The 6,610-nt window shown below is 60.3% G+C and carries 7 protein-coding genes; 6 read left to right on the top strand and 1 reads right to left on the bottom strand.

The annotated features are described in order from the left end of the window. Positions 1–2 precede the first annotated feature (2 nt). The 5 genes from gmk to B7L09_RS17995 all read left to right on the top strand — a co-directional run bounded on the left by gmk (position 3) and on the right by B7L09_RS17995 (position 4,418). On the top strand, positions 3–623 hold the full coding sequence (gene gmk, locus B7L09_RS18015) for a guanylate kinase (RefSeq protein WP_094469978.1): 621 nt from the start codon (positions 3–5) through the stop codon (positions 621–623). A 165-nt stretch (positions 624–788) separates the two neighbouring features. Beyond that, complete coding sequence (gene rpoZ / locus B7L09_RS18010) at positions 789–1,052, top strand: DNA-directed RNA polymerase subunit omega (RefSeq protein WP_003176920.1); 264 nt, start codon at positions 789–791, stop codon at positions 1,050–1,052. A 57-nt stretch (positions 1,053–1,109) separates the two neighbouring features. After that, positions 1,110–3,215 carry a bifunctional GTP diphosphokinase/guanosine-3',5'-bis pyrophosphate 3'-pyrophosphohydrolase gene (gene spoT, locus B7L09_RS18005; protein WP_094469977.1) on the top strand — a complete coding sequence of 702 codons (2,106 nt, stop codon included), beginning with the start codon at positions 1,110–1,112 and terminating at the stop codon, positions 3,213–3,215. A gap of 24 nt (positions 3,216–3,239) precedes the next feature. Then, positions 3,240–3,620, top strand: coding sequence for a RidA family protein (locus B7L09_RS18000; RefSeq protein WP_078739772.1), 381 nt, complete (start codon positions 3,240–3,242; stop codon positions 3,618–3,620). Positions 3,621–3,677: 57 nt separating this feature from the next. Next, complete coding sequence (locus B7L09_RS17995) at positions 3,678–4,418, top strand: hypothetical protein (protein ID WP_094469976.1); 741 nt, start codon at positions 3,678–3,680, stop codon at positions 4,416–4,418. 139 nt (positions 4,419–4,557) lie between these two features. Here the strand turns inward: B7L09_RS17995 and B7L09_RS17990 are convergent, their stop codons facing one another. Further along, the gene (locus B7L09_RS17990) at positions 4,558–5,415 is read right to left on the bottom strand and encodes an SDR family oxidoreductase (protein ID WP_094469975.1); all 858 of its coding nucleotides are present in this window, start codon (positions 5,413–5,415) and stop codon (positions 4,558–4,560) included. Positions 5,416–5,604: 189 nt separating this feature from the next. On the opposite strand from B7L09_RS17990, the gene exbB reads away from it, so the two are divergent. Further along, positions 5,605–6,579: a tonB-system energizer ExbB gene (gene exbB, locus B7L09_RS17985; RefSeq protein WP_094469974.1), complete on the top strand. Its 975-nt coding sequence runs from the start codon at positions 5,605–5,607 to the stop codon at positions 6,577–6,579. Positions 6,580–6,610 lie beyond the last annotated feature (31 nt).

Raw genomic sequence — 6,610 nt, 5'->3', positions numbered from 1 at the left:
CCATGACCCACAGCACCGGCACCCTTTACATCATTTCCGCCCCTTCGGGCGCGGGCAAGAGCAGCCTGGTCAAGGCCCTGACCGACGCTGACGAGCAAATCCGCATCTCGGTCTCGCACACCACCCGCGCCATGCGCCCGGGTGAAGTAAACGGCGTGCACTATCACTTCGTCGAGCGCACCGAGTTCGTGAAGATGATCGAACACGGCGACTTCCTTGAGCGTGCCGAAGTCTTCGGCAACCTCTACGGCACTTCGCAAAGCCATTTGCAGCAGACCCTGGACGAAGGCCACGACCTGATCCTGGAAATCGACTGGCAAGGCGCTGAGCAAGTGCGTCAGTTGATGCCCAAGGCGCGCTCGATCTTCATTCTGCCGCCCTCTCTGGAAGCCTTGCACCAGCGTCTGACCAACCGTGGCCAGGACAGCGACGAGATCATCGAAGGCCGCATGCGTGAAGCCGTCAGCGAAATGAGCCACTACGTCGACTACGACTACCTGATCATCAACGACGATTTCGCCCATGCGCTGAAGGATTTGCAGGCGATTTTCCGTGCCAATCAGCTGCATCAGAAGCGTCAGCAGCAGCGTAACGGAAAACTTTTGGCTGAATTGCTCGGCTAAACAGCCCTTCCCAAAACCGCTGCAAGGGCTTTACATTGGCACTTGNAGCGCGTTCGAGGGCCTGCGAAAAATCAGCGCTTCCCTAAACGCTGGTGATTTTTTAAACTGTTTAGTCCGCTCGCCCAACCGGGCAGCGCGCATCTTGCATTCGCTCCGAGGAATACCATGGCCCGCGTAACCGTTGAAGACTGCCTAGAACACGTGGATAACCGCTTTGAGCTGGTCATGCTCTCTACCAAGCGTGCCCGTCAATTGGCCACTGGCGGCAAAGAGCCCCTGGTCCAATGGGAAAACGACAAGCCTACCGTTGTAGCCCTGCGTGAAATCGCTGAAGGCCTGATGAGCTACGAGTTCATCGCCAACGCCGAAATCGTTGAAGACGAACCGCTGTTTGCAGCGTTCGAGGACGAGTCCAACGAGGCCGTCTAAGCCTATGCCTGGTCGACGTAGCACGGCGCGGGGTCACAGCCAACGGCAGGAGTCANCATGCCGAGCATAGACGCCCTCGCCGATCGCTTATCGGCCTACCTCGGCCCAGACCAGGTCAACCTGGTCCGCCGAGCGTATTTCTACGCCGAACAAGCCCACGACGGCCAACGCCGCCGTAGCGGCGAGGCGTATGTCACGCATCCTCTTGCGGTGGCAAATATTCTGGCCGACATGCACATGGACCATCAGAGCCTGATGGCTGCGATGCTGCATGACGTGATTGAAGACACCGGCATCGCCAAGGAAGCGCTCAGCGCGCAATTTGGCGAAACCGTGGCCGAACTGGTCGACGGGGTCAGCAAACTGACCCAGATGAACTTCGAGACCAAGGCCGAAGCCCAGGCAGAAAATTTCCAGAAGATGGCCATGGCCATGGCCCGCGACATTCGCGTGATCCTGGTCAAGCTCGCCGACCGCCTGCACAACATGCGCACGCTGGAAGTNCTGTCCGGTGAAAAGCGCCGGCGCATCGCCAAGGAAACCCTGGAAATCTACGCGCCCATCGCCAATCGGCTGGGCATGCATGCCATCCGTATCGAATTCGAAGACCTCGGCTTCAAGGCCATGCACCCCATGCGTTCGGCGCGCATCTACCAGGCGGTCAAGCGCGCCCGTGGCAACCGCAAGGAAATCGTCAACAAGATCGAAGAGTCGCTGAGCCATTGCCTGGCGATCGACGAGATTGAAGGCGAGGTCAGCGGCCGGCAGAAACACATCTACGGCATCTACAAGAAAATGCGCGGCAAGCGNCGGGCCTTCAACGAGATCATGGACGTGTATGCGTTCCGGATCATCGTCGACAAGGTCGATACCTGCTACCGCGTGCTGGGCGCTGTACATAATTTGTACAAACCCCTGCCAGGCCGCTTCAAGGACTACATCGCCATTCCCAAGGCCAACGGCTATCAGTCGCTGCATACCACGCTGTTCGGTATGCACGGGGTGCCGATCGAGATCCAGATCCGCACGCGGGAAATGGAAGAAATGGCCAACAACGGGATCGCCGCCCACTGGCTGTACAAATCCAGCGGCGACGAGCAACCCAAAGGCACTCATGCCCGCGCCCGCCAGTGGGTCAAAGGCGTGCTGGAAATGCAGCAACGTGCCGGCAACTCCCTGGAATTTATCGAAAGCGTGAAGATCGACCTGTTCCCGGACGAGGTCTACGTATTCACGCCCAAAGGCCGGATCATGGAGCTGCCCAAAGGCTCCACGGCGGTCGACTTTGCCTACGCGGTGCACACCGACGTCGGCAACAGCTGCATTGCCTGTCGGATCAACCGTCGTCTCGCGCCGCTGTCCGAACCGCTGCAAAGCGGCTCCACGGTCGAGATCGTCAGTGCACCCGGCGCGCGCCCGAACCCGGCCTGGCTCAACTTCGTGGTCACGGGTAAAGCGCGGACACACATCCGCCACGCGCTCAAACTGCAACGCCGCTCCGAATCCATCAGCCTGGGCGAACGCCTGCTGAACAAGGTGCTCAACGGATTCGACAGCTCGCTGGAAAAAGTAGCCGCCGATCGCCTCAAGGCGATGCTCGCCGAATACCGTCTCGAACTGATCGAAGACTTGCTGGAAGACATCGGCCTGGGCAATCGCATGGCCTACGTGGTCGCCCGCCGCCTGCTCGGCGAAGGCGAGCAGTTGCCAAGCCCCGAAGGCCCGCTGGCCATTCGCGGCACCGAAGGCCTGGTGCTCAGCTACGCCAAGTGCTGCACGCCGATCCCGGGCGACCCGATTGTCGGCCACTTGTCTGCCGGCAAAGGCATGGTGGTGCACCTGGACAACTGCCGCAATATCAGCGAAATCCGTCACAACCCCGAAAAATGCATCCAGCTCTCGTGGGCCAAGGATGTCACCGGCGAATTCAACGTCGAGCTGCGGGTGGAGCTGGAGCACCAGCGCGGCCTGATCGCCCTGCTGGCCAGCAGCGTCAACGCGGCCGACGGCAATATCGAGAAAATCAGCATGGATGAACGCGATGGTCGCATCAGCGTGGTCCAACTGGTGGTCAGCGTGCACGACCGCGTGCACCTGGCCCGCGTGATCAAGAAACTGCGCGCCCTGACGGGAGTGATCCGCATCACCCGCATGCGTGCATAGCCGTTCTCTTACAAGGAGTCACTCATGACCAAGACTGTTATCACCAGCGACAAGGCCCCGGCCGCCATCGGTACTTACTCCCAGGCGATCAAGGCGGGCAACACCGTCTACATGTCCGGCCAGATCCCGCTGGACCCAAAGACCATGGAACTGGTTGAAGGCTTCGAAGCACAAACCGTACAAGTCTTCGAAAACCTCAAGTCCGTGGCCGAAGCCGCTGGCGGTTCGTTCAAGGACATCGTCAAGCTGAACATCTTCCTCACCGACCTGAGCCATTTCGCCAAGGTCAACGAGATCATGGGCAAGTACTTTGACCAGCCGTACCCAGCCCGCGCCGCAATCGGCGTTGCTGCCTTGCCTAAAGGCGCACAGGTTGAGATGGACGCGATTCTGGTCATCGAGTAAAACACCCGGCGCAGCCNCCCAAGGTTGCGCCGACTTCGTTTCTGAAAGGATTCCACCATGCGCCATGCGCTAGCTCTCTCGCTGGTCGCCCTACTCTTGGGCGGTTGTGCCAGCAACCCTGCCGATCGTGACATCAGCGGCACCTGGATCAATCAGGTGGCGATCGACGCTGCGTCCAAAGGCGGCCCCCTGCGTGAAGCGCTCCAGGCTTATGGCCCGAACCTGGAATGGGACGTCAACACGAAGGCCGCCCAGGCCCGCTACACCAATGGTTTTGAAAACGTCGACGGCAAGTTGCTGGGCGAAGAGTCCGGCGCCTGGAAAGTCGACTTTTATGGCAGCTCCGCCAGCGAACTGAAGCGTGACGGCAAGCAACTGAGCCAGGCTGCCAGCGAAAACGAGCCGGAGCAGGTCTTTGACCGTGCGCTGATTCCGGTGCCGGATGGCGCACCGATTGGCGCGAGCTTCGAACGCGCGCTGTACACCGCCTACATGGGCGGCAGCTGGAAAATTGTCAGCGGTCCGGGCGAAGGCAATACCGTGCAATTCCAGGCCGATGGCCAGGTTGCCGGTTTGCCGGGGGCCGATCGTTATGCCCTGTGCCTGGCGGGCGATTGCGCGTCGATGAGCGGCGGCAATGACAATATGTGGCTGCAAGTGAACGGCCAGGGCAATACCTGGATCTTTGCGCGCAAGGGCAAGGAACTGGAGATTGTGCAGGCGGTGAACACGGCTCAGGCGGATGAAATGCCTCAGTTCACGCCGGGTGATCGCAAGTGGTTACTGGAAAAGCAGTAACCCGGCCCTAGAGCCAACAGATAACCCTGTGGGAGCGGGCTTGCCCGCGATGGCGGTGTAACAGTCAACCAGGATGTTGAATGTTATGGCCTCATCGCGGGCAAGCCCGCTCCCACAGTTGTTTTAGGGAGTATGGAAGTCAGCAACGGCCTTCGAGAATCGCGGCGTAGCCTTCGCGATAGCTTGGGTACTTCGGCGTCCAGCCTAGGGCCTTCGCCCTGGCATTGCTGCATTGCTTGCTACCAGCCCGCCGTACACTCGCGTCATCCGCCCACTCGGTCACGCCCAGGTACTCACGCAACCAGGCCACTACTTCGGCCAAGGGCGCAGGTGCATCGTCAACACCAATGTAGATGTCATCCAACGCCAACCCGCGTCGATCCGCTTCAAGCAAAAACGCCATCAACCCAGCCGCGTCGTCGGCGTGGATGCGGTTGCCGTAAAGCGGCGGGTCAACCGCCACGCGATAGCCTTGGCGCACCTGGGTCAACAGCCATTCGCGGCCGGGACCATAGATCCCGGTCAACCGCACGATACTCGCCGCAATACCGCTGTTGAGGGCCACTTGCTCGGCCTCCAGCATCACCTGGCCCGAATANCCTTCGGCAATGGTCGGCGAAGTCTCGTCGACCCACTCGCCACTCTGCTGGCCATAAACACTGCTGCTGGAAACAAACAGCAGGCGGTTCGGCACCTGCCCGTAGTCGTTCAGCCACTCCAGCACATGCTGCAAGCCCTGCACATAAGCGGCGCGATAACCGGCTTCATCGTGATCGGTAGCGGCCGCGCAATACACGAGGTAATCCACCGCACCGATGGGCCACGTCTCAGGACAGTCCTTATTGAACAAGTCGCCGGCAACGCCGATTACCCCCTCGGGCAGGCGTGAAACGTCACGCCTCAGGCCATGAACTTCCCACCCGGAAGCCACCAATTGCGTGGCCAGACGACTGCCGACATCACCACAGCCGGCGATCAAAACAGAAGGCGCAGACATCAGAAAACTCCCATCAGAAAGGCAAAGACTAGCGCCGACAATGGACGAGCGGCTAGCAATGAAGGAAAAAAAGATACTCTATTACTTTTGTTAACAAGAATTACTTGCAATAATGCACGCCACTTTTGTTCTCGGCCTTACGAGGCCTGGAAGAACATTCTCCCTATTTTTCTCTCAGGTCCGGCCAGCATGACACGCAATCAATTCCCCGCTTCGCCAACCAAACGACCTCGCGCCTGGAGCGCAGTGGCTGCCCTGCTGCTCAGCCTGATGCTGGCACCGACCGCTGCTTTCGCTGACGCACAGGCGCCAGCCACTCCGGCTACTCCGGCCGCCGCTGCTCCAGCCCCGGCTGACCATGCCGCCCCCGCCGTAGCGCCAGGCGCAACCGACCCGGCCCAGGCAGTAGACGCCGAAGACGTTCCTGAAGTCCTCGAAGCCGACAACACCTTGGGCATGGCCCACGACCTGTCACCNTGGGGCATGTACCAAAACGCCGACATCGTGGTGAAAGCCGTGATGATCGGCCTGGCCATCGCTTCGATCATTACCTGGACCATCTGGATCGCCAAGGGCTTCGAGCTGCTGGGCGCCAAGCGCCGCCTGCGCACTGAAATCGTCCACCTGAAAAAGGCCACCACCCTCAAGCAAGCCAGCGAAACCGCGACCAAAAAGGGCACCCTGGCCAACCTGCTGGTACAGGACGCGCTGGAAGAAATGCGCCTGTCGGCCAACACCCGCGAAAAAGAAGGCATCAAGGAACGCGTCAGCTTCCGCCTGGAGCGGCTGGTTGCAGCCTGTGGCCGTAACATGAGCAGCGGCACCGGCGTACTGGCCACCATTGGCTCCACCGCGCCTTTCGTCGGCCTGTTCGGTACCGTGTGGGGTATCATGAACAGCTTCATCGGCATCGCCAAAACCCAGACCACCAACCTCGCCGTCGTTGCCCCCGGCATCGCCGAAGCCCTGCTGGCAACGGCCCTGGGCCTGGTTGCCGCGATTCCTGCGGTGGTGATCTACAACGTCTTTGCCCGTTCGATTGCCGGCTACAAGGCCCAGGTATCGGACGCATCGGCAGAAGTCCTGCTGCTGGTCAGCCGCGACCTCGATCACCTGCCTACCGCCGAGCGCTCTGCGCAACCCCACGTGGTCAAAGTAGGGTAATCAGCCATGGGCTTGCATTTGAATCAAGGCG

The sequence above is a fragment of the Pseudomonas mandelii genome (assembly GCF_002251635.1).
Classification (GTDB): Bacteria; Pseudomonadota; Gammaproteobacteria; order Pseudomonadales; family Pseudomonadaceae; genus Aquipseudomonas; species Aquipseudomonas mandelii_B.
This window is presented reverse-complemented; position numbering and strand designations above follow the sequence as displayed.

Excerpts from the sequence above, each read along its gene's own strand:
- gmk (WP_094469978.1), top strand. The coding sequence starts at position 3 with ATGACCCACAGCACCGGCACCCTTTACATCATTTCCGCCCCTTCGGGC.
- rpoZ (WP_003176920.1), top strand. The coding sequence starts at position 789 with ATGGCCCGCGTAACCGTTGAAGACTGCCTAGAACACGTGGATAACCGC.
- B7L09_RS18000 (WP_078739772.1), top strand. The coding sequence starts at position 3,240 with ATGACCAAGACTGTTATCACCAGCGACAAGGCCCCGGCCGCCATCGGT.
- B7L09_RS17995 (WP_094469976.1), top strand. The coding sequence starts at position 3,678 with ATGCGCCATGCGCTAGCTCTCTCGCTGGTCGCCCTACTCTTGGGCGGT.